This window comes from Dactylosporangium sp. NPDC051087 (assembly GCF_055586325.1).
The window spans coordinates 129,989-154,642 of record NZ_JBVJIJ010000018.1 but is presented as its reverse complement, the minus strand read 5'-3'; the positions used below and the strand labels follow the sequence as shown (position 1 = coordinate 154,642).

Sequence of the window (24,654 nt, the reverse complement as noted above, 5' to 3'; positions counted from 1 at the left end):
TCCTCGTTTGTGAACCACGTTCCGCTACGTGAACTGAGGCGACGATACCTATGGCTCCGATCACAGGTCAAGGGGCTGAAGTCTGTCCCTCTATGTGAACTGTGGTTTAGTGTGTACGCCAGGAGTACCGCGCACGACCGATGAGGAGGCCTGGTTGGACACTGAGAAAACGGTCAACGGAAGTTCCGCCACCTCGCAGGTCAAGTCCGCCGCGCGCGTCCTCGACGTCCTGGACGACATCGCCGCCCACGGCCCCGGCACCCAGCTGCAGCTGGCGAAACGCCTCGGCATCCCGAAGAGCAGCCTGCACGCGCTCCTGCGCACCATGTGCGCCCGCGGCTGGCTGGACACCGACCAGACGGGCAGCATCTACCGGCTCGGCGTCCACACGCTGACGGTCAGTTCGGCCTATCTCGACGGCGACCCGGTGCTGTCGCGCGCCAGCTCCGTGATGGACGAGATCGCGGGCGCCACCGAGGAGACCGTGCACCTGGGCCGCCTGGAGGGCGCGGAGATCATCTACACGGCCAAGCGCGAGTCCAAGCACCCGCTGCGCATGTATTCGGCCGTGGGTCGCCGGCTTCCCGCGTACAGCACGGCCCTCGGCCGGGCGATGCTCGCGGAGATGCCCGAGGACGTCCGCGACACGCTCGTCCCCCACCAGATCAAGGCCATCACCGCCCAGACGATCACGGACCGGGGCGCCCTGCTGGCGATCATCGACAAGGCCGCCCGGCTCGGCTACTCGGAGGAGAGCGAGGAGTCCTGCCTGGGCGTGCGCTGCTTCGGCGTCGCGCTGCCCTTCTCCCGCCGGTCGGTCGACGCGCTCAGCATCGCGGTCCCGATCAGCCGCCTCAAGCACGGCCGCGAGGACTTCATCATCGAGACCCTGCTGAGCGTGAAGGCCCGGCTGTCGGCGATGCGGGACAACCGGCTGGCGCGCTGACCCGGCCCACGAACGACGATGGGGGCCGGCCCGTGTCCACGGGCCGGCCCCATTCGCCGTTCAGGGCCGCGCCGGTGCCATCGACCGGCGCGGCCGAGCAGTGACCTCAGCGCTTCTCGAGCGCGGCCACCACGCCGGCGCGGGAGGCGTCCTCGCTGGCCAGGACGCCGCCGTTGGCCACGTCGTCCGCGGTGATCTCGGTGAACACCATGCGGACGTCCTGCAGGCGGGCCCCGAGGATCTCGACGGCGTTGTCGGCCACGGCCCGGGCGAACGCCCTGCGCTGCTCCATGGACCGGCCCGCGAGCAGCTCGACGGTGATGTTCGGCATGGTGCCCCTTTCGTATCAGCAGTCCATCATATGGACTTCAGTTCACCAATGTGAACGAACGCTACCGTGAGCCTCTCCTTGCCGCAATGCGCGACCTGGACAAGTTCACATACTTGACATCGGTTCGACCTGTTGGTCGAATCACTGCGAGCCCGCACGCCCGGCTCACCACGACTCGTCCTGAGGCGCAAGGATGCGACATGCGGCGCAATGACATCGGATTTGCCCGGATCCAGGCTCGTGCGCTGCCCCGGCGCATCGCGCGAGCCGGCGCCGCGGCCCTCGTCCGGCAGCGCCGGCGGGCATGAGCCGCCGCCGATCGCTGCTGGTGCTGGGCTTCGTCCTCGCGACGCTGTTCGGTCTCCCCCAGCCGGCGCACGCACACGCCCACCTCACCAGATCCAGCCCGGCCGAGGGTGCGGTGCTGCAGGCCGCGCCGGACCGGGTCCTGTTCACGTTCGACGAAGCCGTCCGCGGCGTACCGGGCGGCGTCCAGGTCTTCGACGCCAAGGGCGAGCCGGTCGCGGCGAGGCCGACCGTCACGGGCACGGACCTCGAGGTCGTCCTGACCGGCCCCCTGGGCAGCGGCACGACCGTGATCACCTGGCGGGTCGTCTCGACGGACGGGCACCCCATCAGCGGCGCCCTCACGTTCTCCGTCGGCGCGCCCACCCCCGTCGTCACCCCGCCGCCGGCCGGCTCGGGCGGCGTCCCGGAGGTCCCCTGGACGCTGACCCTGGCCCGCGGGCTGGGCTATGCCGGCCTCCTGCTCGCAGCCGGGCTGGTCGCGTTCGCCGCCATGTTCGCGCCCGCCGACTCCGGCGCCGACCGCCGCTTCACCGTCTTCGCGCGGGCCGCCGCGGCCGTCGCGGCCGTGGCATGGCTGGCAGCACTGCCGATCACCGCGGTCTATCTGCTCGGCGGCGGGCCAGGCCTGCTCAAGCAGGGCGCGACCTGGTCCTCGCTGCCGGGCACCGACTACGCCGTCGCCGCAGCCGTCGCAGGCGGACTCGCGCTGGCCGTAGCCCTGCTCAAGCCCGATCCGGCGGCGCGGCGGCGGCGCGGCGCGGCGGTCGTGGCCGCCGCGGTCGCGCTCACGGCCCCCGCGCTGGCCGGGCACACCCGCGCGGCGAGCCCCGAACTCCTCGCCATCGGCGCGGACGCGCTGCACCTCCTCGCGGGCGGCGTCTGGCTCGGCGGGCTCGCCGGCCTGGCGCTGACGCTGCCGGCCCTCTCCGGTCGTGGCGTCGCCGCGGCCGAGGCGCTCACCCGGTTCTCCACCGCCGCCGCCGGCGTCCTCGCGGCCCTGGTCACCACCGGCTCGCTGCTCGTCTGGCGGATCCTCGGGTCGTGGTCAGCGCTCGTCGACACCAGCTACGGCCGGCTGGTACTGGCCAAGATCGCCGTCGCGCTGTCCGCGCTCGCCATCGCGGCGTGGAACAGGTGGTCGCTCCTCCCCCGGCTCAAGCGGGCGGCGAGCAAGGCCGGCCGGCAGGCGCGCGCCAGGCCGGTGGTGCGCGCCACCGTGATCGAGGGCGCGGTCCTCGTCGTCGCCCTGCTCATCACCGGCTTCCTCGTCGACACGAGCCCCGAGAGCGGCTCCCCGCCCGCGAGCGCGTCGGCCGGATCCGATTTCGACACCCGCACGACGACACTGGGCGACATCACGGTGCGGGCCTCCCTCACCCCGCTCACCCGCGGCCCCAGCACCGTCATCCTCCGGCTGAGCTCCGCGTCCGGTGAACCCACCGAGGGCGTCGCACCGCCCGTGGTGCGCCTGTCCTCCGCCGGGGCGACGATCGGCGACATCCCGCTGACCCAGGTGTCGGCGGGCTTCTACACGGCGCAGGTCATGCTCTCGGCGCCCGGGACGTGGCGGATGCGGGTGTCACTGCGGGTCAGCCAGCTCTCCAACCCCGAGGCCGAGCTGGAGTTCGTCGTCAGGGGATGATCTTCCCCGGCTCCCCGCGGTGTTCACCGCTCCCGGTCGAAGAACGCCGCGATCCGGCGCTGCCAGGCCGGCAGGAACCGGGGAGGGCGGGCGGGCGAGTGGTTCCACCGATGGTTCGGCCGATGGTTCGGCACGGGGTGGGCCCCGCGGCCGTGACCCGTCGTGCCCTGATGCCCGGCCGGCCGCTCGGCGTGCGCGGGAACTCCGGGAATGCGATGGGTCACCCGGTGCAGCGAAGGCTTGACCGTCATCGTCGTCTCCTTCTCTCTATCAGTGATAGAGAGACTTTAGCACTGATAGAGTGCCGGCGGGAGGTACCGGAATTGGCGCTGGACCGACAGCGGATCGTCAGCGAGGCCGTCGCCCTGCTGGACGCCGAGGGCCTCGACGGCGTGACGACCCGCAAGCTCGCCGCGCGGCTCGGCGTGCAGTCGCCGACCCTCTACTGGCACCTGCCCAACAAGGCGGCCCTGGTCACCGCGATCGCCGACGCGATCCTCGACCAGGAGCTCGGCGACATGTCACCGCCCGAGCCGGACCAGCACTGGCAGGACTGGTTGAGCGGCCTGGCCGGGCGGCTGCGCCGGGCGCTGCTCGCCCACCCGGACGGCGCCCGGGTGGTCTCCGCCGCCCAGCTCTCCGTCACCATGGCGGCGATCTCCGAACTGGCCATGAGCGCCCTGGTGGCGCGCGGCGTCCCGCTGCGACAGGCCCGCGTGATCGTCCTGACCGTCGAGCGCTTCACGGTCGGCCACGTCCTCGAGGAGCAGGCTCCCCGACCGGACGCGCAGGCGCTGAAGACCTTCGACATGGCCGCGTTCACCGAGCGGCACCCGACCGCGGTCGCCGCCATCGCCGAATACTTCCGGCCCGGCCGCACCGTGGACGACCTGTTCCGCGACTGCCTGGAGGTGGTCATCGCGGGCGCCGCGGTCACCGCCGGGGCCACCGTCTGACCGGCCGTCCGGGCTCGTCGACCGCCTGATCCGCCGGACCCGGCGATCCTGGCCGGTCCGAGCAGGTCGAGAGACACTACAGACGTGGCCACCTTGTCCACTTTCGAGCGGATTTGGTGCCCCACGAGCCACTCCACCGCCGCTGGGACGGACCGAACACGAAGCTCGGACCCACAGCGCCGTGGGTGAGGGGGAACAACCGATGAACCGGCCTACGGCCGGCCGGGTGAAGGCCAGAAGCGCCGGACCCGCGGTCGAAGACGACGGGCTGGAGCAGTACCTGCCCGACGCGGAGCACCTGGTCGAGGAGGCCGTCGCGCTGGCGCCGGCCCAGGACGCCGACCCTGAGCTGGTCGCGCGCTACTGGCGCCTGGTGCCCGACGAGGAGCTGGCCGGCTGCCAGGTGGCCCAGATGGTCGAGATCACCCGGGCACACCTGGAGCTGGCCCGGCAGCGGGTGCCCGGCGAGCTGAAGCTGCGCCTGGGCAGGGGCGTCGCCGGCGGCACGTCGCTGGAGATCGTCACCGACGACATGCCGTTCCTCGTCGACTCGGTCACCAGTGCGTTGTCGTCGCGCGACATCGACGTGAGCATGCTGGTGCACCCGCTCGTCGTCGTACGGCGGGCGCCGCTGGGTGCGCTGGAGCGGGTCCGGGGCGGCGTCGAGCCCGAGGACGCCGCGCCCGGCGACATCGTGGAGAGCTGGATCCGCATCGAGGTCGACCGGATCCGCGCCGAGGCCGATCTCGAGGAGCTGCGCAACGACCTGGCCCGGGTGCTCGACGACGTGCGTGAGGCGGTCGAGGACTGGCAGAAGATGCGCACCCAGGCGCTCACCCTCGCCGACGAGCTCGGCAGCGCGCAGCTGCCGGTGCCCGACAAGGACATCACCGACTCCGTCGAGCTGCTGCGCTGGCTCGCCGACGACCACTTCACGTTCCTCGGCTACCGGGAGTACCGGCTGAGCAGGGACGACGACGGTGAGGAGCTGCTGCAGGCGGTGCTCGGCTCGGGCCTGGGCATCCTGCGCGCCGACCAGCCGCACCCGCGGGTGCTGAGCTCGATGACCGCCGAGGCCTACGCCAAGGCGCTGGAGAAGCGCCTGCTGATCATCACCAAGGCCAGCTCGCGTGCCACCGTGCACCGTTCGGCGTATCTGGACTACATCGGCTTCAAGCTGTTCGACGCCGACGGCAACGTGGTCGGCGAGAAGCGCTTCCTGGGGCTGTTCTCCTCGGCGGCCTACCGGACCAGCGTGCGGGACCTGCCGGTGGTCAGACGCAAGGTCGCCGAGGTGGTGGAGCGCTCGGGGCTGTCGCAGCGCAGCCACTCCGGCAGGGAGCTGATGGAGACCCTCGAGACCTATCCGCGCGACGAGCTGTTCCAGATCACCACCGACGAGCTGTTCCGGGCCGTCATGGGCGTCCTGCGCCTGGCCGGCCGCCTGCAGCTGCGGCTGTTCCTGCGCCGCGACGCCTACGGCCGCTTCATCTCCTGTCTGGTCTACCTGCCCCGGGACCGGTTCACCACCGCCAACCGGCTGCGCATCCAGCAGATCCTGCTCGCCGAGCTCAACGGCGTCGGCGTCGACTACACCACCCGCGTCAGCGAGTCCAAGTTCGCCCGGGTGCACTTCATCGTGCGCACCGAGCCCGGCAACCCGCCCGGCGACGTCAACGTCCGCCGTCTCACCGAGCGGCTCTCCGACGCCACCCGGCTGTGGGACGACGACTTCCGGCTGGTGCTGGAACGCAAGATCGAGGACGAGCACCAGGCCAAGGTGCTCTACCAGCGGTACGCCGGCGCGCTGTCGGACACGTACAAGAACGAGCACACGCCGTACGAGGCGGTGCAGGACGTCGCCAAGCTGGAGCTGCTCGACGTGCCGGGGCAGCTCGTCATGCACGTCTACCGGCGCCACCAGGCCGAGAGCGACGTCCGGTTCAAGGTCCTCCGCTACGGCCGGCCGATGATCCTCTCCGCCGTGCTCCCGGTGCTGCACTCCCTCGGCGTGCGGGTCACCGACGAGCGCCCCTACGAGATCGTCCGCGCCGACGGCACCATCTACCTCTACGACTTCGGCCTGCAGCTGCCGCCCGACGCGCGAACGATCACCGAGGTGCGCCCCCACCTGGAGAACGCGTTCTCCGCCACCTGGCACGGTGAGGCCGAGGTCGACAAGTTCAACGCCCTGGCGCTGAAGGCCGGCCTCACCTGGCGCGAGGTCGTCGTCCTGCGGGCGTACGCGAAGTACCTGCGCCAGGCCGGCACCGTGTTCTCGCAGGACTACATGGAGTCGACGCTGCTGCAGTACCCGGCGATCGCCTCGAAGCTCCTGGACCTGTTCACGGCCCGCTTCGACCTGCGGCTGCAGCTGTCGGAGATCGCGCGGTCGGAGTGGTCGAAGGAGATGGTCGCGGCGGTCAACGAGGACCTCGAGACGGTGACCAGCCTCGACCAGGACCGCATCCTGCGCTCCTTCCTGCACGCCATCCAGGCGACGCTGCGCACGTCGTTCTTCCAGCGCGGCGAGCAGGGGCGGCCCAAGTCGTACACGGCGTTCAAGCTCGACCCGCAGTCGATCCCGGACCTGCCTGCGCCGCGGCCGAAGTTCGAGATCTTCGTCTACTCGCCCAGGTTCGAAGGTGTCCACCTGCGCTTCGGCGCGGTGGCGCGGGGCGGCCTGCGCTGGTCCGACCGGCGCGAGGACTTCCGCACCGAGATCCTCGGTCTGGTCAAGGCGCAGGTGGTCAAGAACGCGGTCATCGTGCCGACCGGTGCCAAGGGCGGCTTCGTCCTCAAGGAGAAGCCGGGCGACCGTGACGAGGCCGCCGAGTGCTATCAGCTGTTCATCTCGGCGCTGCTCGACGTGACCGACAACCTCGACGGCGGCAAGGTCGTCGCGCCGCCCGACGTGGTGCGCCACGATCCCGACGACCCTTACCTGGTGGTCGCCGCGGACAAGGGCACCGCGACGTTCTCCGACATCGCCAACGAGATCTCCGTGCGGAACGGGTTCTGGCTCGGCGACGCGTTCGCCTCCGGCGGCTCCGCGGGCTATGACCACAAGCGGATGGGCATCACCGCGAAGGGTGCCTGGGAGTCCGTGAAGCGGCACTTCCGCGAGCTCGGCGTCGACACGCAGACCGCCGACTTCACGGTGGTCGGGGTCGGTGACATGTCCGGTGACGTGTTCGGCAACGGGATGCTGCTCTCCCGGCACATCCGGCTGGTCGCGGCCTTCGACCACCGGCACATCTTCATCGACCCGGACCCCGACGCCGCGACGTCGTTCCAGGAGCGGGCCCGGCTCTTCGCGCTGCCCCGGTCCTCGTGGGACGACTACGACAGGTCGCTGATCTCCGCCGGCGGCGGCGTGCATCCGCGGACGGCGAAGTCGATCCCGATCTCCCCGGAGGCGAAGGAGGCGCTCGGCATCCCGGCGGCGGTCACCGCACTGACGCCCAACGAGCTGATGCACGCGATCCTGTCGGCCTCGGTCGACCTGTTCTGGAACGGCGGCATCGGCACCTACGTCAAGGCCGCCACCGAGTCGCACACCGACGTCGGCGACAAGGCCAACGACTACCTCCGGATCAACGGCCGGGAGCTGCGCGCCAGGGTCGTCGGCGAGGGCGGCAACCTCGGCCTGACCCAGCGCGGCCGGATCGAGTTCGCGCTCGCCGGTGGCCGCGTCGCGACCGACTTCATCGACAACTCCGCCGGCGTCGACTGCTCCGACCACGAGGTCAACATCAAGATCCTGCTCGACCGCGCGGTCGCCGACGGCGCGCTCGACCCGAAGGACCGCAACCCGCTGCTCGCCGAGATGACCGACGAGGTCGGCGAGCTGGTCCTGAAGGACAACTACGACCAGGCCACCGCGCTGGGCAACGCCCGCGCGCAGTCCCGCTCGCTGCTGCCGGTGCACCGGCGGCTCATCGCCGACCTGGAGCGGCGCGGCCAGCTCGACCGGGCCCTGGAGGAGCTGCCGACCGACGAGGAGCTCGACGCGCGGGCCGCGGACGGCGTCGCGCTGACCTCGCCGGAGTTCGCCGTCCTGCTGTCCTACGCGAAGATCGTCCTCGAGCACGAGATCCTCGACTCCGGCCTCCCCGACGAGGGCTGGACCAGCGGGGTGCTCGTCGACTACTTCCCGACCCCGCTACGGGGGCGCTTCGCCGAGGCGATGGCCGAGCACCCGCTGCGCCGCGAGATCGTCACCACGCAGGTCGTCAACGAGGCCGTCAACCACAGCGACCCGTCGTTCTTCCACCGCGTCGCCGAGGAGACCGGGGCCGGCGCCGCCGACATCCTCCGGGCGTCCGTGGTGATCCGGGACGTGTACGGGCTGGGCGAGCTGCACAGCGCCGTCGAGTCCCTCGACAACCAGGTCCCGACGCAGGCGCAGACGGCGGTCAGCCTGGAGACCCGCCGCCTGCTCGACCGGGCGGTGCGCTGGCTGGTCTCCAACCGGCGCCTGCCGATCGACGTGCCCGGCGAGATCGCCCGCCTGCGCCCCGGCATCTCGCGCCTGCTGCCGCAGCTGGAGACGCTGTTCCGCGGCCGGGAGCGCGAGGCGCTGCACACCAACGCGGCCGCGCTGCGCGAGCTGGGCCTGCCCGCGGACATCGCCGACATGACGACCCGGATCATGTACGGCTTCGGCCTGCTCGACATCGTCGAGGTCGCCTCCGAGACCGGCCAGGACGTCAACGAGGTAGCCACGATCTACTACGTGATCTCGGAACGCTTCCGGGTCGACGACCTGCTGTCGAAGATCTCCGACCTGCCGCGCGAGGACCGCTGGCAGGCACTCGCCCGGATGGCGTTGCGCTACGACCTGTACGCCGCGCTGGCCGCGCTGACGGCGGAGGTCCTCAACGCGACGGCTCCCCACGGCGACGCCGAGGCCCGGGTCCACGAGTGGGAGCTGAGCAACGCCGCGTTGATCGCCCGCACCCTCAACGCGATCGGCGACTTCGGCGAGTCCCCGGGCGATCTGGCCGCCATCTCGGTGCTGCTCCGCCAGATCAGAACGCTGGTCCGCACCTCCGCCGCCTGACCCCCGTGACGGTCCGGGCCATCCACCGCGTCGGATGGCCCGGACCGCCGGGCTCGGGTTCGCGGCGGTCAGCGCGGAACGTAGTGCAGCGTCGTGACCACGTTGGACGACGCCTGGATGCCGGCCGGCGGGAAGGCCGTGCTGAAACTGGAGATGAACGCGACCAGGTGGGTCTGGACGTTCGGCGTGGGCGGGGTGTAGCCGGTCAGCGAACAGACCGACCCGTTGCCGCAGAACGCGATCCGGGTACCGGTGTCAGCGTCGAAGATCTCGATGTACCACGGTGTCGGCGTCACGCTCGACGACGCCGTCGCGGTGACCGTCTCGGTCGTCTCCGTGAACACCGGCGCCGTCAGGCTGACCCGGAACCCGCTGTTCGACCAGGTGACCCAGTTGATCAGGCTGCCGGCCTGCACGCCGGGCAGCGGGAGGGTGGTGCTGTTCTGCGACACGAACGCCCGGTATCTGCGCGTCGTCGCGATCGACTGGGCGATGGTGACCGCGCAGCTGGTGCCGGTCCCGCAGATCTGCACCCTGGTGCCGGTGGTCAGGTCGAAGATCTGCGTGTAGAACGGCGACGGGCCGACGTCGAACGACGTCGACGCGGTCAGCGTCACGGCGCCGCCGATGCTGGTCGTCGTCTGGCTGGTGCGCAGTTCGACGCTCGTGGAGTGCCAGTCGACCAGGACGGACGGCGGGTTCGACGCGACGATCCGGTTGCCGGCGGCGTCGCTGATGTCCGCGCTGAACCAGGCCGAGTCGATCACCGCGCTGGTCGCGTCGAACGAGCAGGAGGTGCCGGTGCCGCAGATCGCGAACTGCGTGGAGTTGCGGTAGATCCGGATGTAGTACGGCGTCGGGCCGAGGTCCTGATTCGCCGTCGCCGTGATGTGGACGCTCTGCGTGACCCACAGCACCGAGGTCAGCACACCCTCGCTGGTGCGCACCGCGCCGGGCACGTTGAGGGTCACCTGCCAGGCGGCGGCGGCCTGGACGGACTGCCGCTGCGGCACGGCCGGTTTCGGCGGCACCCCCGTGCCGAGGTGCACGTTCGGCCCGTGCGACGGCGGCGCCGGCACCGGCTTCGCGGCGACGTCCGAGTTGCCGCCGGTGATGGTGGACGTCCCGGCGCTCTTGGCGGTGCTCGCGGTGCCGGTTTCCGCGGCGGCGGGTGTGGCGGACACCCCGACGAGCAGTGTGAGCGCCGCGACGGCAGCGGCGGCGAAGGCGGTGGTGGTTCGTGGCCAGGCACGGCCGGGCACCATGGCGGACCGGCCTTTGCGCGGTAAATTCATGACAGCAATTGTTCATGATCAATACGCCGATTGATAGTCCGTAACGCAGCTCCGGGCAGCGTCGGGCGCCAATTTCTTGACGTACGGACGCCAATCACGAAGCATTTGCCTGAACCACTCAGAAATTATTGCCTGAACCACTCCTATCATATTGCGTAAACCATTCTTATCTGTCTGGCGGCGCTCAACGCGACGCGGTCGGGGTGACCATTCTGCGGACGACCACGCCGAGGAGGTGGCGCTCCTCGGCGTATCCGTAATGCCGGGAATCGGTGCTGATCGGGCTGTCGCCGAGCAGCACGAGCTTGCCGGACGGCACCGTGGGCTCCGGCACGCCGGCGAGCGGCGGGACCCGGTCGCGGGGCACCGGGTCGCCGGGCACGGCGACCGCCCGCTTGATGACGTGATAGATCGTGTGCGGGCCTGGGGTGTGCCGCATGACGACGACGTCCCCGGTGCGGACGCGCCCGAGCGTCGCCCGGCGCACGAGCACCCGGTCGCCGTCGGCGAAGGTGGGCCGCATGCTCCCGCCGTCGACGGTGACGACCACGAACCGCCGGCCCGCCCAGATCGCGGCGGCCGCCACCAGGCCGAGCAGCACAGCGATCGCGATGAGCGTCATGACGCGTACCCGTTCGCCTGCATCTTGAAGAGCCGGGCGTAGACGCCACCCGCCTCGATCAGCTCGTCGTGCCCGCCCAGCTCGGTGATCACGCCGTCGTCGAGCACGGCGATCCGGTCGGCCTCCCGCACCGCGTTGAGCCGATGCGAGATCAGCAGGCTGGTCCGGTCGGCGCGGTGCTCGAGCATGCGTTCGTGCACGTCGTGCTCGGCCTCCGGGTCGAGTCCGGAGCTGGGCTCGTCGAGGATCATCAGGTCGCACCCGTCGCGCAGGAAGGCGCGGGCCAGCGCGACCCGCTGCCACTGGCCGCCCGACAGCATGACGCCGGTGTCGGTGCCGTCCGCGAACATCCGGGTCAGCATGGTGCCGTAGCCGCCGGGGAGGGCGGCGAGCTTGTCGTGGGCGCCCGCGCGGACCGCCGCGGCGCTGATCCGGTCCAGGTCGCCCAGCGCGCTCAGGTCACCCACGGCGATGTTGTCGGCGGCCGTGAAGTCGTAGGCCATGTGGTCCTGGAACACCGCACCGATCCGCTCGCGGAGCCGGGCCGGGTCGACGTCACGCAGGTCGGTGCCGTCCCACAGGATCGCGCCCTTCGTCGGGTCGTACAGCCGGCACAGCAGCTTGACCAGGGTCGACTTCCCGGCGCCGTTGAGCCCGACGAGCGCCACGGCGGTGCCGTGCGGGATGGTGAGATCGACCCCGCGCAAGATCCACGGATGCTCGTCGCTGTAGCGGAACCAGACGTCCCGCAGCTCGATCGACCCTCGCAGTCCCGGCAGCGCGACCGGCCGGGCGGGCAGCGCGAGATCCGGTCCACTGTGGACGATCTGGGTGAAGTGCCCGAACATCAGCAGCCGCTGGTGGGTGCCGGCCGCGTCCCTGATCAGCCCGCCCAGCGCCGAGCGGACCCCGGCCACCGCGAGGATGAACATCGAGACGTCGCCGATCGTCAGCTGACCGCGGCGGGCGGCGAGCAGCGCCCACACGAGGGCGCCACCGGTGACGAGGGCGCCGAGCGCCTCCAGCCCGGCGTGCGTGAGCAGGTCCTTGCGGTCCATCCGCCGCTCGGCGGCGTCGGCGGTGCGCCGCTCGCCGAGCATCCGCTCCAGCAGGAACGACCCGAGGTCGAACAGGCGGATCTCCTTGGCGGCCTCGACGGTGCTGAGCAGCTGCCCGTAGAAGAACTCCCGGCGCTGGTGCGGCGCGATCTGCCACAGCACGCCCGCCCGGTTGCGCGACAGCCCGAACTCGGCCCACACCGAGGGCAGGGCGGCGACCACGACGACCGCGGTCACCATCGGACTGATCACGGTGAGGGCGGCGAGGTACCCGACGAGGCTCACCGCGCTGCGGCCGAGCCCGAAGACCCCGGTCACGAGGTTGCCGGTGTCGCTGACGCCCTGCTGCGCCAGGCGCAGGCGATCGAGGAAGGACGGGTTCTCGAAGGGCGCGAGCCCCACGAACCGGTCGGTCGCCGTGAAGAGGCGCTCCGCCGCGCCGAGACCCACCCGGCGGCCCAGGTCGTTGCTCAGGAACCGGCCGAGCTGCGGCACCAGGGCGACCACCACGCCGGTGGCCGCGAGCGCGGCCGCGAGCGCCGCGATCGGCCCGTCACCGACGAGCCGATCGAGGATGGACTTCGTCAGCCACGCCACCGCGACGGGAGCGACCGCCTCGACGAGGGTGACCAGTCCGTACAGGACGGTCAGGGCGGGGGCGGTACGCCAGACAAGGCCTCCCGCCTCGGCGGCGCTGCGTCTCATCGCATCGACGGCTTCGGCAGCACCGTCATCTCGGTGCCGCTGCTGACCACCTTGCCCGCACCGTCCAGCACGTACAGCGCGGGATAGGTCCGGGACTTGAAGGCCTCGGAGATCTGGCCCTCGAACCCTTCGGTGACGACCCGCGCGACGGGCGTGAGCATGTCGGCGTACGCACCGGCCTGCTGGACGTCCCCGACGACGACCGCCAGGACCTGCGCGCGCCCGCCGGGCAGGGTGGCGGCGTAGTCGGTGAAGGCGGGGATCATCGCGCCGCAGGGCTTGCAGCCCGGCGAGAAGAAGGCGACGACGCTCATCGCCGGGAGCATCTCGCGGGAGATCGGCTCGTCGTCGGTGGTCGTGGCGGCGAAGTCGGCGACCTGGGTGCCCTCTTCGAGCAGCTGGATCGGGTCGCCGGCCACGCCGCGCTGGACGCCGCCGGCGGCGAGCAGCTCGGTGTGCTCGCGGAGCCGGCGGATGACACCCACGGTGAGCAGGAGATCGATCACGCACAATGCGCCCACGATCACCACGGCGGCGGTCAGAATACCCATCAGCAACTCCTCGGGCAGGTCGGCATGCCGGGTGACGGTATGCAGCGCGGATACATTGCGGGTACCTTCCCCATACATTTCCGCGGTTTCGCGATATACAGCGCGTATCGCCGGAATGTGCCGATCTTCCCTAGCGTGGCGCTGGACGAAAGGAGGGCCAAATGGTCAAGACCATGAACGCCATCAGCGACCGGCTGCTGGGCATTGTTGCCCCCAAGGCAAAGGCTCAGGCGGCGTGTTTCGCGGGAGGCAACGGCTGCAGCTACTGCGGCGCCGGCGCGTACCAGTACTGGTACCGCATCTACTGCGAGGGTCAGGGTGTCCGCACGTACTACAACCCGTGCGGCAGCTGCTAAAGAGTGATCCAGGCGCCGGCCGTGCCTGCCCGTGCACCATCGGGCAGGCACGGCCGGTGTTCGTTTTTCCGGGCTCCCCCGGCGTCGCGGCCACCGGCCGGCACCGGGGCCGGATGTATCGACGATGTACATGGTGTGTGCCGGGCGTACGTACCGTGCGGGGCATGGGGTATGTGGCGTTCGGTGCCCAGGTGCTGCTCAGCGTGACCTTCGCGGTCGCGGCGGTGGCGAAGCTGCGTGACCTTGCCGGGTTCCGGCAGTCCCTGGCCCGGTTGCTGCCGGTCGCGCGCAAGCTGACGGCGGGCGACAGGATCGCGGCGGCCGCCGCGGTGCCGGTGGCCGAGCTGACGATCGCCGTGCTGCTCGTCGTCCCGGCCACGGCGACCGCCGGCACCGTGGCCGCCCTGGCGATGACGGCCGGGTTCACCGCCGTGGTCGGGCTGGCGCTGCGGCGGGGGGACCAGGCGCCGTGCCGCTGCTTCGGGGTGTCGGAGCGCCGGCTGGGACCGGAGCACCTCCTGCGCAACGTGATCCTCACGGCATTCGCGGCGCTGGGCCTCACGGGCGGCGGGACCGAACCCGCCGGTCTCGTCGTCGCCGGGTTCGCCGGTGCCGTCGGGGCGCTGCTGGTCGTGTGGGCCGACGACATCGCGGGCCTGTTCGGCGCCGGCCCGGCATATCGCCGATGACGGCCCTGGTCGTCGCGTTCTCCGCCGGCACCGTGGCCGGCCCGCCCGCCGGATCCGGGCGCGTCGCCGGGTGAGCACCGCGCTGCTTTGGGCTGTTTCCGGTAGGTGGCAAGGTCTTTACAATCCCTCGCACGTTTGCGAACTTTGCAGCAGATATTGAACGGGTTCGTGCAAGTCCACGACGAACATCTGTCTGTCTACGGGGAGCAATCGTGAAATTTCAGCTGCTCGGACCGGTCACGGTGCGGTGCGGTGCGGAGTCCCTGCCGCTCGGACCCAGTAAACAGCGGGCGATGCTGGTGGCGTTGCTGCTCGACCGGGGCCACGTCGTGCCGATGGAGCGGCTCCTCGAAGTGCTGTGGGACGGCGAGCCGCCCAACTCGGCGGTCTCCAACATCCGCACGTACGCCTCCCGCCTGCGCGGCACGATCATCGACGGGTGGCGGCGGCCACGGGTGCACGGCCGGCCGCCCGGGTACCTGATCGAGGTCGACGACGACGAGCTGGACACGGCCGTCTTCGCGAACCTGGCCGGCGCCGGCTATGCGGCACTCGCCGACGGCAAGGCCGACCGGGCCGCGACGTACTTCCGGGACGCACTGGACCTGTGGCACGGCGCGGCGGGCGAGGACGTGCCGCGCTCCAGGTTCCTCGACCGGCGGCTGTCCGCGCTGGACGAGCAGCGGCTGGCGGTCGTCGAGGAGTGGATCAACGCGCGGCAGCAGACGCACGGCGACGCGGACCTGATCGCCGACCTGCGGCGGCTGACCGAGAGCCACCCGCTGCGGGAGCGGCTCTGGGGGCATCTGGTGCTCGCGCTGTACCGGGTCGGTGACGTCGGCGCCGCCCTGGCCGCGTTCCAGCGCGCCCGCACCGTGCTGATCGAGGATCTCGGCGTCGAACCCGGGCCGGACCTGGTCCAGCTGCACCAGGCCGTGCTGGCCCGCGACCCGGCGTTAGGCGGGCCGGTCGCGCACCCCCGGGCGGTGCTGCGGCCGGTCCTCGCGCCGCGGGCCACGGTCACCACCTGGACGCCGCGGGAACTGCCGGTCTCACCGCCGACGCTGATCGGGCGGGACCGGGAGGTCGACTCGGTCGTCGCCACCGTCGCCGCGCGCTGCGGCGACGGTACGGTGCCGGCCGGGAAGCCGGCCGGGATGCCGACCGTCGTGGCGATCCACGGGCCGAGCGGCGCGGGCGCGTCGGCGGTCGCGATCCGGGCCGCGACGGAGCTGATCCCGGTGTTCCCCGACGGTCAGCTGTACGCCGACCTGCGCACGGCGGGCGCGGCGCAGGTGCTCGGCTGGTTCCTGCGGGCCCTGGGCGCCCCGGCGGGCCAGGTGCCCAGCGACGTCGAGGAGGCGGCGGCCCGGTTCCGTTCCGCGTCGGCGGACCGCCGGTTGCTCATCCTGCTGGACAACGCCGCCGACGAGGCGCAGGTACGGCCGTTGCTCAGCGCGACGAGCGGCAGCGCCGTCATCGTCACCAGCGAGCGGAAGCTCGCGGCGCTGGACGCGACCGCGCACGTGGAGGTGGCGCCGCTGAGCGACGACGACGCGATCCGGCTGCTGGCCACGATCTCGGGCACCGGGATCAGCGCCGCGTCCAAGCATTCGCTGCAGACGCTCGTCGAGCTCTGCGGTGGCCTGCCGCTCGCGCTGCGCATCGTGGCGGCCCGGCTGACCAGCGCCCCCGACGTCCCCCTCGACCGGCTCGCCGCCGACCTGGTCACCGAGCGCCGCCGCTTCCGCACGCTGTCGTGCGGCGACCTGCGCATCTCCTACCGGTCCGCGGCCTGACCCCAGCGGCGCCCGGATCCCCCGGCCCGGGTGACAACCGCTGGGCGCGAGGTCGCGTCCTTCCTTGGAAAGGGCAGGCCACCGACGGCACGACGATCGTCGGCACGATCCGGGACGCGAGGACCAACACCGGCCACGCCGTCGCCGGCCGGCGCACCGGAGGCCGGCGGCAACGGCACGCTGCGGCGCTGCGGCGCTGCGGGTGACCGAACAGCCGGGCCGGGAAGACGGTCGTCGAGCAGGGGTCCCGTCCCGAGCCCGACGACCGTTTCCTCTGCCGGTCCGGTCGTCAGCGCGGCCCGTACGCCCGGTCGTCGGCCGCGGTCACGACGATTCCCGTCGTGGCGAGGACCAGACCCGCCACGGACAGCCGGATGAGACGCGGCATCGTCAGCAGGCCCCCGCGCTGCGCATCACCACGGAGGGCGCGTTCGCGGCCGGGGGTTCCTCGTCCGTCCAGCGCATCTGCGTCACCGCCCGGTAGCTGAACAGCGCGCCCTTCGGCACCCACGACAGGTAGTCGGCGGGCTTGAGCACCCGGGTCTCGAACGAGAGCGTGTCCCCGGTGTCGGGGCTGAACACGATGCTCACCGCGTAGGGCCCGCCCGAGTCGGCGCGCTGCTCATCGGCCGTGTCGTTGCTGGTGATGGAGACGGCGACGCCGTTGCGCCCCTCGCCGTCCCGCACCGCGCCGAGCGACGTCACGCCGGGCATACCGGCGAGCACCTGGTACGCGGCGGCGCGGACCTGCGGCGTGATGGGGTTGAAGAACAGCAGGTTCTGCACGCCGTTGAAGAGCGACTCGCCGAGCTCCACGCCGGTCCCGTGCGGCAGGTTCCGCTTCCGGATGACGCCGATCAGCCACTGCTTCAGCGCGGCCGGGTCGGACGGCAGCGCGCGGATCTGGTCCGCCGTCAGGTACTCGCCGAGGACCCGGAACTGGGACGGCTCCTTGGTGGGCGTGAGCCTGCCGTTGCCGGCGTTCCCGGAACCGTCGTCGGACCTGGAGACCTGGCCGGTCTCGGCGGCGTCGAGGGTGTAGCTCTTGCTCGGGTCCGCCGGGCAGCCCGGTCCCTGGTCGATCGGCCAGCTGCTCGGCGACCCGGCGCGCTTCCAGGCGGCCTTGTCCGCGTCGGAGGCGGGCTCCGCACCGGCCCAGCGGGACTCGAACACGGTGAAGCTGTCCGTGCTCGAGTACCACTGGCGGTTGGCGTGGCGGCCCATGACGGCGTACTCGGCCCCCTTCCCGCCGACCTGCAGGAGCTGGCCCTCCTCCCAGGTGGACAGCCAGTATCTGCCCGAGCCGGGGTCGGTCTGGTGCAGCGTCTGCTCGGCCGCGACGAGCAGCAGCTCCTGCGCCGAGCGGTGGTCCGGCTTCAGCGGTCCGGTGTCCGCCGTGCGGGTCGATCCGGGGCGGCCGCCGGCACCGGGCGGAGCGGGCGCGTCCCGGCTCAGGACGTGCGCGCCGACCGCGATCCCGGTCGACACGGCGAGCACACCGGCCGCGACGGGCAGCAGGAACCGTGCCCGCCGGCGCGCCGCGGGCCTGGCGTAGATCTGGCGTCCCAGGCGGCGCCGCGCCTCGTTCACCGTCTCCACCGGCGGCGGGCTCACCGGCCGGGCGCCGGCGAGCAGTTCAAGTTCGTCCATGGCGATCGTCACCTTTCGATCGGGTTGATGTTGTCCAGGGCGGCACGCAGCCGTTTCCTGGCGCGGTGCAGCCGGGATCCGACCGTGCCCACCGGGATGCCGAGCGCCGACGCGACCTCGTCGTGCGACAGCTCGCCCCAGACGACGAGCAGCACCACGTCGCGGTCGCCGGGCTGCAGATCCGCCAGCGCGGCGACGAGCCCGTCCCGGGCCGCGGCCGCCGACACGCGGGAGTCGGCACGGTCCACGTCACCCGAGTACACGGGCTGCGCCGCCACCCGCGTGTGCGCCCGGTAGCCGCGCTCCTCGTCCCGCCGGTGCTCACGGACGAGGTTGGTCGCGATCCCGTACAGCCAGGCGCGGACCGTGCCGCGCGCGGGGTCGAACCGGTCCCGCTGCCGGAACGCGACGAGGAACGTCTCGGCCGCGACGTCGTCGCCGCCGGTGCCGCCGAGCCGCCGCGACGCGTACCCGTGCAGTGCCGTGAAGTACCGGTCGAACAGCGTCGAGAAGCTCTCCGGATCGGACAGCGACCGCGCCAGCAACTCGGCGTCGTCGCCTTCCACCGCCACTTTCGAACCCATCCGGCTCCTTTCTTCGGTCGGACCCTTCACGTCCTGATTGACGGCACCCGGAACGATCTTCACGGCGTACGGCCGGAACCGCGTAAACCTGCCGGGTCGGTGATACCTCGGGTGACCGGGGCGAGGGACACGCCGGCACGGCGTCGCGGTCGCGCGCCCGCCCACCGCAAGTCACCTCCGCACGGCCCCCGTCCGGCGTTTGCCGGCAACCGCGCGGGTACAGGCGCGCTCAGCATCCCGCAGTTGACGCCGGCGTTCGTTGCCTCGAGCCCGCCGGCGTGGTCGGCGCGTGCCGGCGGGGCGAGAGGAAAGGAAGAGCGTTGGTCGACGCGGGAAAACGCAGCGTCATGGGGGTGCTGGTCGACGTCATCGACTACGACGCGGCGGTCGCGAAGGTGTTCGTGGCGGCCCGGCAGCAGCGCCCGTTCATCCTGACCGCGCTGGCCGTGCACGGCGTGATGACCGGGGTGTCCGATCGGCGGCACAACGCCCGGCTCAACGCCTTCGACGTGGTCGTCCCGGACGGCCAGCCGGTGCGCTGGGCGCTGAACCTGCTGCACCGGGCCGAGCTGCGCGAGTGGGTGAGCGGGCCGGAACTGACCCTCCGGGTGCTGTGGCGCGCGGCCGTCGAGGAGTTGCCGGTCTATCTGTACGGGTCCACGCCGCGGACCGTCGCGAGGCTGGCCGAGGCGTTGCCCCGGACGGTCCCGGCGCTGCGGATCGCCGGCGCCGAACCGTCGCGGTTCCGTGACGCCGAGCCGGGCGAGTACGCGCGCATCGCCGAACGTGTCAACGCGTCGGGTGCCCGCCTGGTCCTGGTCGGTCTCGGCTGTCCGCGGCAGGAGTCGTTCGTCCACGCGATGCGGCCGCTGCTCGCCATGCCGCTGCTGGCGGTCGGGGCGGCCTTCGACTATCACGCCGGGCTGCTGAGCTACGCCCCACGCTGGATGCAACGCAACGGCCTGGCCTGGCTGTGGCGGCTGTTCCTCGAGCCGCGCCGGCTGTGGCGGCGGTACCTGGTCCTCGGCCCCCGGTACCTCGTGCGGCTCTCGGCGCAGAAGGTCGGGCTGTGGGAGCCGGCCGTGCCCGTGCCCTCGCACCGGCCCGCCGAACCGGCACCGGTCTGACCGCGGCGGAGGACTCATGTGCGGAATCACCGGAATCGTCGTGACCGGCGGCGGACCCGCCGTCGACGAGGACCGGCTGCGCGCCATGTGTGGCAGCCTCGCCCACCGGGGCCCGGACGAGGACGGCTTCTTCGTCACCGCCACCGCCGGCCTGGCGGTGGCGCGGCTGGCGGTCATCGACGTGCTGCACGGCCGGCAGCCGGTGCGGTCCGAGGACGGCACGGTGCACGCGGTGCTCAACGGCGCGATCTACAACCATCGGCGGCTGCGGCAGTACCTCGCCGCGCGCGGCCACACCTTCCGCTCCGGCAACGACGCCGAGGTGATCCCGCACCTGTACGAGGAGTTCGGCACCGGCTTCGCGCGGCACCTGGAGGGCATGTTCGCCGTCGCCCTGTACGACAGCGCCCGGCACCGGCTGGTCCTGTGCCGCGACCGGGTCGGGGTGAAGCCGCTGCACTACGCCGAGCGCCCCGACGGTCTCGTGTTCGGCTCGGAGATCAAGGCGGTGCTGTGCGCGATCCCCGATCGGACACCGGACCTGCAGGCGTTCAGCGCGTACCTGTCGCTGATGTACGTGCCCGCACCGCGGACAATGTACCGGGAGATCCGCAAGCTCGAACCGGGCACGACGCTGGTCTGGCAGGACAACCGCAGCACGGTGCGGCGCTACTGGGCGCTCGCCGACGTGCCGCGGCGGCCCCGCATCACCGCCGCCCACGCGTGCGCGGTCCTGCGTGACCTCACCGTCGAATGCGTCCGCCAGCAGCTGGCCGCCGACGTGCCGGTGGGCTTCTTCCTCAGCGGCGGCATGGACTCCGGCACGGTCGTCGCGGCGGCCCGGCGCGCGCTGCCTGACGCCACGCTGAAGACCTACTCGGTGGGCTTCGCCGACAGGTCGTACGACGAACGCGCCGGGGCCGCCCTCGCCGCGGACAGGTTCGGCACCGACCACACCGAGCTCGTGGTCGAACCGACGGCGGAGGACGTCATGGACGGCATCCTGCCGGCCTTCGACGAGCCGTTCGCCGACCCGTCGATGGTGCCCACCTACTACCTGTGCCGCCTCGCCCGCCGGGACGTGACGGTGGCGTTGAGCGGCGACGGCGGGGACGAGCTCTTCGCCGGCTACCTCACGTACCAGGCCGACAAGTACGCCCGCTACTACCGCCACCTGCCGCGCGCGGTGACGGCCGGGATCGTGCCGGGCCTGCTGCGCTTCCTTCCGCGCTCCAGCGCCAGGGCGAGCTTCGACTTCAAGGCCCGTCGCTTCGCCGACAACGCCCTCGAGGAGCCCGGCCGCAGCCACTACCTGTGGCGGGTCGTGTTCCGGGAGGCGCACAAGGCGCGGCTGCTGCAGCCGGACGTGCTCGCCGAGCTGTGCGACACGTACGACACGCACGAGGCGCACTACGAGGCCGGCGCCGGCTTCGACCGGACGACCCGGTTCCAGTACACCGACACCCACGTCTACCTGCCCGACGACGTGCTGACGAAGGTCGACCGGGTGAGCATGGCGCATTCCCTGGAGGTACGGGTCCCGCTGCTGGCCACGTCGATGCTCGAGTTCGCCTTCTCGCTGCCGGGGTCGATGAAGTTCCCGGGCCGGCAACCGAAACGGCTGCTGCGGCAGGCGATGACCGGCCTGCTGCCGCCGCAGACGCTCGCCATGGGCAAGAAGGGCTTCAACGCCCCGCTGCCGCACTGGCTGCGCGGCGAGTTCCGGCCGCTGGTACGCGAGTACCTGTGCCGGGACGTCCTGCGGCGGCAGGGCTACCTGCGCTTCGACGCGGTGAACGAGATCGTCGAGCGCCACCTCAGCGGCGTGGCCGAACACGCCCGGGAGATCTGGATCCTGCTGCTGTTCACCATGTGGGCCGAGCGGGAGAAGGCATACCGATGACGACGGCGCGTGCCCGCCTGCCCAGGAGGTCCGAGATCCCGTGAGACTCTGGTGGCTGCTCTTCCCGCTGCTGCTGGCCTTGCTTCCCGCCGTCGTCCTCACCTCCTCCGTGCCCCGGCGGGTCCGGGCCTGGGCCTGCCGGGTCGCCTTCCTCGTCACCGTGGCGCTGATCGCCGCGCCGTGGATCTGGCTGCGCCTCGATCACGAGGTGCCGGCCCGGGTCGCCATGATCCTGATCACCGGATCGTTCGCCGGCGGGATCGTGCTCAGCGGCGCCACCGCCGGGATCGTCGAGGACAACGCGCCGCCGTCGCCCGCCGTCCAGCACGCGGTCCTGGGGTACCACAAGACCTGCACCGTGCGCCCGGTGCCGCGGGGCAAGCGGGTCCTGGACGTGACCGGCGCGCTCGTCGGCCTGGCGGTCACGTTGCCGCTGTGGCCGATCATCGGACTGCTCATCTGGTTCGAGGAGCCCGGGCCGATCTTCTTCACCAAGAACTCCGTGGGCCGCGGCGGCCGCACGTTCCGCCAGTTCAAGTTCCGCAGCATGCAGTACGGCGCCGAGCGGCTCACGGGACCGGTCGTGTCGCCCGCCGGCGACCCGCGCACGCTCAAGGTCGGTCGCCGGCTGCGCCGCTGGCACCTCGACGAGCTCCCCGAGCTGATCAACGTGCTCAGCGGCTCGATGAGCCTGGTCGGGCCGCGGCCGCTGCGCACCGTGCTGGTCCGCAAGCACCTCGAGTCGGTGCCCGGCTACACCGAACGGCACACGGTGCGGCCCGGCATCGCCTGCATCGCCCAGATCGAAAGGTTCTACATGCCGCCGCAGGAGCGGCTGGTGAAGGACCTCGCCTACATCGAGCACCAGGGCGTGCGACTCGACCTGCAACTGCTCGTCCGTGCCGTGCTGACCACGATCCGCGGCGAGCGCCACTACGACGAACAGGAGCTCGCCGCGCCCGCTCCCGCCGCGGTGCAGCCGCCGACGCTGGTCGAGCATGCCGGCCAGACCCAGGACGCCTGAGCGGACGCGCGTCCCGCGCGCCCGAGGCCGGCTCGCCGGCGCCGGGCTGCTCGACCAGCTGGTCATCGCCGCCGCCAACTCGGCGAACACCCTCCTGGGCGGGATCCTGCTGCCCAAGGGGCAGTTCGGCGCGCTCGCCCTGGCGCTGGCGGTGGGCTACTTCGCGACGTGCCTCAACCGAGCGGTCGTCGGTGACGTGCTGCTCGCACTGGCGTCGCGCCACGACGGCGAGCCCCGCGCGCGCCTGGCCCGCAACGGCCTCGCCACCGCGCTGTGCTCCGGCCTGATCACCACCGTCGTCTTCGTGGTCCTGTGGGCCCTGCACCCCGGTGGCGGCGGGATCGACCTGCGCCAGCTCATCTGGCTCGCGCCGTTCATGGTCCCGATCATGCTGCACGACACGGCCCGCTTCGATCACCTGGCCGACCGCCGCCCGGACAAGGCCCTCGGCATCGACCTGGTCTGGGCCGGTACCCAGGCCGTCGTGGTCGCCGTCATGGTCCTCACCCACACCGCAAGCGCCGGCGGGCTGCTCACCGGCTGGGGCCTCGGCGCCACCGCCGGCGTCACCGTCCACCTCGTCCGCGAACGCCGGCTGCCCTGGCAGGGCAGTCCGCGGGCCTGGCTGGCCGACACCGGACAGCTGTCCGGCTGGTTCACCATCACCGCCGTCGTCGCCCAGGTCCAGGTCCTGGCGATCAGCTTCATCGTCGCCGCCCGCCTGTCCACGATCGACCTGGCCAACCTGCGCTTCGTGCAGACCGTCCAGCTCCAGCCCGTGCAGAACCTGATCACCGCCGTCCAGAACCTGCTGGTCCCCCACGTCTCCCGCAACGCCGCCGAACCCGGCCTCCTCGCCCTGCGCCGCCAGACCCGCCGGCTGGCGACCGCGTTCGCCGTCCTCGGCGCGCTCATGGTGCTCACCGTCTGGCCCGTCGTCTCCTCCGTCCTGGTCCACACCCAGAAGTTCGCCGAGGCCGCGTCACTGGTGCTGCCCGTCGCCCTGCAAGGCGCGCTCTACCTGCTCCAGGTCCCGTTCACCGCCGCGATGCGCGGCATGCACCGCGCCCGGATGCTCTTCGCGCACTACGTCTTCTTCGCCGCCGTCTCCCTCAGCGGCCTCACCTTCGGCGCCGGCCACGGCGGCCTGCGCGGCGCCGCCTGGGGCCTGCTCACCGGCTCGGCCGCCAGCCTGATCTGCATGGTCACCCTCTACGCCTACGCGCTGAGAGCCGGCGGCGGCACGCTCAGGTCGCCGGTGACCCACGCCGGGGCGGTTCCGAGCGAAGGCCGGCGGCCCCACGCCATGGCGTCCGGTGAATAGGGTGCTCGGCATGACGGACGCACAGGAGAAGGCGAAGCCGGTGCGCCGGTGGCGCCGGCGGGTGGTGCTCGGCGCGGCCGCCGCGCTGCTGCTCACCAGCGCGCCATGGCTGTGGACGCAGATCGCCGCGAGCGGTCACGTGCACGACGAGGCGGACGCGCCGGCCGTGGACGTCGTCATCGTGCTCGGCGGCGAGGTGGCCGCGGACCGGCGGACGCCCGCGCCACGCCTGGCCGGCCGGCTGTACACCGCCGCCGCACTGGTGGACAGCGGCCGCGCCCGGGTGATCCTGGTGTCCGGCGACGGCGGCGGCGAGTCCGGCGACGAGCCGGCCGTGATGACCGCGTACCTGACCGGCCTCGGCGTCGACCCGCGCCGCATCGTGCCCGACCCGTACGGCCTGGACACCTACGACACGTGCGTGCGGGCGCGGGACGTCTACGGCGTCACCCGGGCCCTGGTCGTCACCCAGGCCTACCACCTGTCCCGCGCGGTGACGCTGTGCCGGCAGGCGGGCATCGACACCGACGGCGTGAACGCCCGCTGCGACGGCTGCGCGGCCGGCCTGCTGGCCGGCAAGGCCGTGCGGGACTACTTCGCCAGCGGCAAGGCCGCCTGGGACGCGGTGCGCGGCCGCCCGCCGGCGGTCACCTCCCCGCCGACCCCGCAGGTCCGGGACGCCCTGCAAGCCGGTTGACCGACGCGGGTGGCCGAGCGG

20 protein-coding genes are annotated in these 24,654 nt (G+C 72.0%); 12 read left to right on the top strand and 8 right to left on the bottom strand.

Annotated features, from left to right (window positions below; all coding sequences use genetic code 11):
• Positions 1-154 precede the first annotated feature (154 nt).
• A complete protein-coding gene (locus tag ACZ6TV_RS31775) occupies positions 155-946 on the top strand; it encodes an IclR family transcriptional regulator (RefSeq protein WP_465300977.1) in 792 nt (263 codons plus the stop codon).
• A 106-nt stretch (positions 947-1,052) separates the two neighbouring features.
• On the opposite strand, the gene ACZ6TV_RS31770 is transcribed toward ACZ6TV_RS31775, so the two are convergent.
• The gene (locus tag ACZ6TV_RS31770) at positions 1,053-1,277 is read right to left on the bottom strand and encodes a tautomerase family protein (RefSeq protein WP_344502098.1); all 225 of its coding nucleotides are present in this window, start codon (positions 1,275-1,277) and stop codon (positions 1,053-1,055) included.
• A gap of 304 nt (positions 1,278-1,581) precedes the next feature.
• Between ACZ6TV_RS31770 and ACZ6TV_RS31765 the strand changes: the two genes are divergently transcribed.
• The gene (locus tag ACZ6TV_RS31765) at positions 1,582-3,228 is read left to right on the top strand and encodes a copper resistance CopC/CopD family protein (protein WP_465300976.1); all 1,647 of its coding nucleotides are present in this window, start codon (positions 1,582-1,584) and stop codon (positions 3,226-3,228) included.
• 23 nt (positions 3,229-3,251) lie between these two features.
• Here ACZ6TV_RS31765 and ACZ6TV_RS31760 read toward each other — a convergent pair whose 3' ends face one another.
• Positions 3,252-3,479, bottom strand: a complete 228-nt coding sequence (locus ACZ6TV_RS31760; RefSeq protein ID WP_465300975.1) for a hypothetical protein — start codon at positions 3,477-3,479, stop codon at positions 3,252-3,254.
• 72 nt (positions 3,480-3,551) lie between these two features.
• On the opposite strand from ACZ6TV_RS31760, the gene ACZ6TV_RS31755 reads away from it, so the two are divergent.
• Together ACZ6TV_RS31755 and ACZ6TV_RS31750 are read left to right on the top strand one after the other, a co-directional pair.
• Entirely contained in the window at positions 3,552-4,184 is a 633-nt protein-coding gene (locus ACZ6TV_RS31755; RefSeq protein WP_465300974.1) for a TetR/AcrR family transcriptional regulator C-terminal domain-containing protein, read from the top strand.
• Positions 4,185-4,386: 202 nt separating this feature from the next.
• Positions 4,387-9,249, top strand: coding sequence for an NAD-glutamate dehydrogenase (locus ACZ6TV_RS31750; protein WP_465300973.1), 4,863 nt, complete (start codon positions 4,387-4,389; stop codon positions 9,247-9,249).
• A gap of 68 nt (positions 9,250-9,317) precedes the next feature.
• Here the strand turns inward: ACZ6TV_RS31750 and ACZ6TV_RS31745 are convergent, their stop codons facing one another.
• From ACZ6TV_RS31745 to ACZ6TV_RS31730, 4 genes are all read right to left on the bottom strand, one after another.
• Positions 9,318-10,544, bottom strand: coding sequence for a hypothetical protein (locus tag ACZ6TV_RS31745; protein WP_465300972.1), 1,227 nt, complete (start codon positions 10,542-10,544; stop codon positions 9,318-9,320).
• 184 nt (positions 10,545-10,728) lie between these two features.
• Entirely contained in the window at positions 10,729-11,166 is a 438-nt protein-coding gene (gene lepB, locus ACZ6TV_RS31740; RefSeq protein ID WP_465300971.1) for a signal peptidase I, read from the bottom strand.
• Complete coding sequence (locus tag ACZ6TV_RS31735; RefSeq protein WP_465300970.1) at positions 11,163-12,929, bottom strand: ABC transporter ATP-binding protein; 1,767 nt, start codon at positions 12,927-12,929, stop codon at positions 11,163-11,165. Before ACZ6TV_RS31735 ends, lepB begins: the two co-directional genes overlap by 4 nt.
• Complete coding sequence (locus ACZ6TV_RS31730; protein ID WP_465300969.1) at positions 12,926-13,480, bottom strand: peroxiredoxin family protein; 555 nt, start codon at positions 13,478-13,480, stop codon at positions 12,926-12,928. The genes ACZ6TV_RS31735 and ACZ6TV_RS31730 overlap by 4 nt, the downstream gene beginning before the upstream one ends.
• A gap of 161 nt (positions 13,481-13,641) precedes the next feature.
• Here ACZ6TV_RS31730 and ACZ6TV_RS31725 point away from each other — a divergent pair, with 161 nt between their 5' ends.
• From ACZ6TV_RS31725 to ACZ6TV_RS31715, 3 genes are all read left to right on the top strand, one after another.
• Positions 13,642-13,836 (top strand): hypothetical protein, encoded by a 195-nt coding sequence (locus ACZ6TV_RS31725; RefSeq protein WP_465300968.1) that lies wholly within the window; start codon positions 13,642-13,644, stop codon positions 13,834-13,836.
• Between the two features lie 164 nt (positions 13,837-14,000).
• Positions 14,001-14,525, top strand: coding sequence for a MauE/DoxX family redox-associated membrane protein (locus tag ACZ6TV_RS31720; RefSeq protein WP_465300967.1), 525 nt, complete (start codon positions 14,001-14,003; stop codon positions 14,523-14,525).
• Between the two features lie 212 nt (positions 14,526-14,737).
• A complete protein-coding gene (locus ACZ6TV_RS31715) occupies positions 14,738-16,324 on the top strand; it encodes an AfsR/SARP family transcriptional regulator (protein WP_465300966.1) in 1,587 nt (528 codons plus the stop codon).
• Positions 16,325-16,714: 390 nt separating this feature from the next.
• Here ACZ6TV_RS31715 and ACZ6TV_RS31710 read toward each other — a convergent pair whose 3' ends face one another.
• Together ACZ6TV_RS31710 and ACZ6TV_RS31705 are read right to left on the bottom strand one after the other, a co-directional pair.
• The gene (locus tag ACZ6TV_RS31710) at positions 16,715-17,974 is read right to left on the bottom strand and encodes a CU044_5270 family protein (protein ID WP_465300965.1); all 1,260 of its coding nucleotides are present in this window, start codon (positions 17,972-17,974) and stop codon (positions 16,715-16,717) included.
• 8 nt (positions 17,975-17,982) lie between these two features.
• Entirely contained in the window at positions 17,983-18,558 is a 576-nt protein-coding gene (locus ACZ6TV_RS31705) for an RNA polymerase sigma factor (protein ID WP_465300964.1), read from the bottom strand.
• A 347-nt stretch (positions 18,559-18,905) separates the two neighbouring features.
• Here ACZ6TV_RS31705 and ACZ6TV_RS31700 point away from each other — a divergent pair, with 347 nt between their 5' ends.
• From ACZ6TV_RS31700 to ACZ6TV_RS31680, 5 genes are read left to right on the top strand one after another with little or no spacing between them, the layout of a single operon-like run.
• Positions 18,906-19,685, top strand: a complete 780-nt coding sequence (locus tag ACZ6TV_RS31700; RefSeq protein ID WP_465301101.1) for a WecB/TagA/CpsF family glycosyltransferase — start codon at positions 18,906-18,908, stop codon at positions 19,683-19,685.
• A gap of 16 nt (positions 19,686-19,701) precedes the next feature.
• The gene (gene asnB / locus ACZ6TV_RS31695; protein ID WP_465300963.1) at positions 19,702-21,588 is read left to right on the top strand and encodes an asparagine synthase (glutamine-hydrolyzing); all 1,887 of its coding nucleotides are present in this window, start codon (positions 19,702-19,704) and stop codon (positions 21,586-21,588) included.
• A 40-nt stretch (positions 21,589-21,628) separates the two neighbouring features.
• A complete protein-coding gene (locus ACZ6TV_RS31690) occupies positions 21,629-22,612 on the top strand; it encodes a sugar transferase (protein ID WP_465300962.1) in 984 nt (327 codons plus the stop codon).
• Positions 22,587-23,936 (top strand): MATE family efflux transporter, encoded by a 1,350-nt coding sequence (locus ACZ6TV_RS31685; RefSeq protein WP_465300961.1) that lies wholly within the window; start codon positions 22,587-22,589, stop codon positions 23,934-23,936. Before ACZ6TV_RS31690 ends, ACZ6TV_RS31685 begins: the two co-directional genes overlap by 26 nt.
• Positions 23,937-23,946: 10 nt before the next feature.
• On the top strand, positions 23,947-24,633 hold the full coding sequence (locus ACZ6TV_RS31680) for a SanA/YdcF family protein (protein ID WP_465300960.1): 687 nt from the start codon (positions 23,947-23,949) through the stop codon (positions 24,631-24,633).
• Positions 24,634-24,654: the final 21 nt, after the last annotated feature.

Coding starts and splice junctions, on each gene's coding strand:
- ACZ6TV_RS31770 (WP_344502098.1), bottom strand. CDS start 1,277: ATGCCGAACATCACCGTCGAGCTGCTCGCGGGCCGGTCCATGGAGCAG.
- ACZ6TV_RS31765 (WP_465300976.1), top strand. CDS start 1,582: ATGAGCCGCCGCCGATCGCTGCTGGTGCTGGGCTTCGTCCTCGCGACG.
- ACZ6TV_RS31760 (WP_465300975.1), bottom strand. CDS start 3,479: ATGACGGTCAAGCCTTCGCTGCACCGGGTGACCCATCGCATTCCCGGA.
- ACZ6TV_RS31750 (WP_465300973.1), top strand. CDS start 4,387: ATGAACCGGCCTACGGCCGGCCGGGTGAAGGCCAGAAGCGCCGGACCC.
- ACZ6TV_RS31745 (WP_465300972.1), bottom strand. CDS start 10,544: ATGAATTTACCGCGCAAAGGCCGGTCCGCCATGGTGCCCGGCCGTGCC.
- lepB (WP_465300971.1), bottom strand. CDS start 11,166: ATGACGCTCATCGCGATCGCTGTGCTGCTCGGCCTGGTGGCGGCCGCC.
- ACZ6TV_RS31735 (WP_465300970.1), bottom strand. CDS start 12,929: ATGAGACGCAGCGCCGCCGAGGCGGGAGGCCTTGTCTGGCGTACCGCC.
- ACZ6TV_RS31730 (WP_465300969.1), bottom strand. CDS start 13,480: ATGGGTATTCTGACCGCCGCCGTGGTGATCGTGGGCGCATTGTGCGTG.
- ACZ6TV_RS31725 (WP_465300968.1), top strand. CDS start 13,642: ATGGTCAAGACCATGAACGCCATCAGCGACCGGCTGCTGGGCATTGTT.
- ACZ6TV_RS31720 (WP_465300967.1), top strand. CDS start 14,001: ATGGGGTATGTGGCGTTCGGTGCCCAGGTGCTGCTCAGCGTGACCTTC.
- ACZ6TV_RS31710 (WP_465300965.1), bottom strand. CDS start 17,974: ATGGACGAACTTGAACTGCTCGCCGGCGCCCGGCCGGTGAGCCCGCCG.
- ACZ6TV_RS31705 (WP_465300964.1), bottom strand. CDS start 18,558: ATGGGTTCGAAAGTGGCGGTGGAAGGCGACGACGCCGAGTTGCTGGCG.
- ACZ6TV_RS31700 (WP_465301101.1), top strand. CDS start 18,906: ATGGGGGTGCTGGTCGACGTCATCGACTACGACGCGGCGGTCGCGAAG.
- asnB (WP_465300963.1), top strand. CDS start 19,702: ATGTGCGGAATCACCGGAATCGTCGTGACCGGCGGCGGACCCGCCGTC.
- ACZ6TV_RS31685 (WP_465300961.1), top strand. CDS start 22,587: ATGCCGGCCAGACCCAGGACGCCTGAGCGGACGCGCGTCCCGCGCGCC.
- ACZ6TV_RS31680 (WP_465300960.1), top strand. CDS start 23,947: ATGACGGACGCACAGGAGAAGGCGAAGCCGGTGCGCCGGTGGCGCCGG.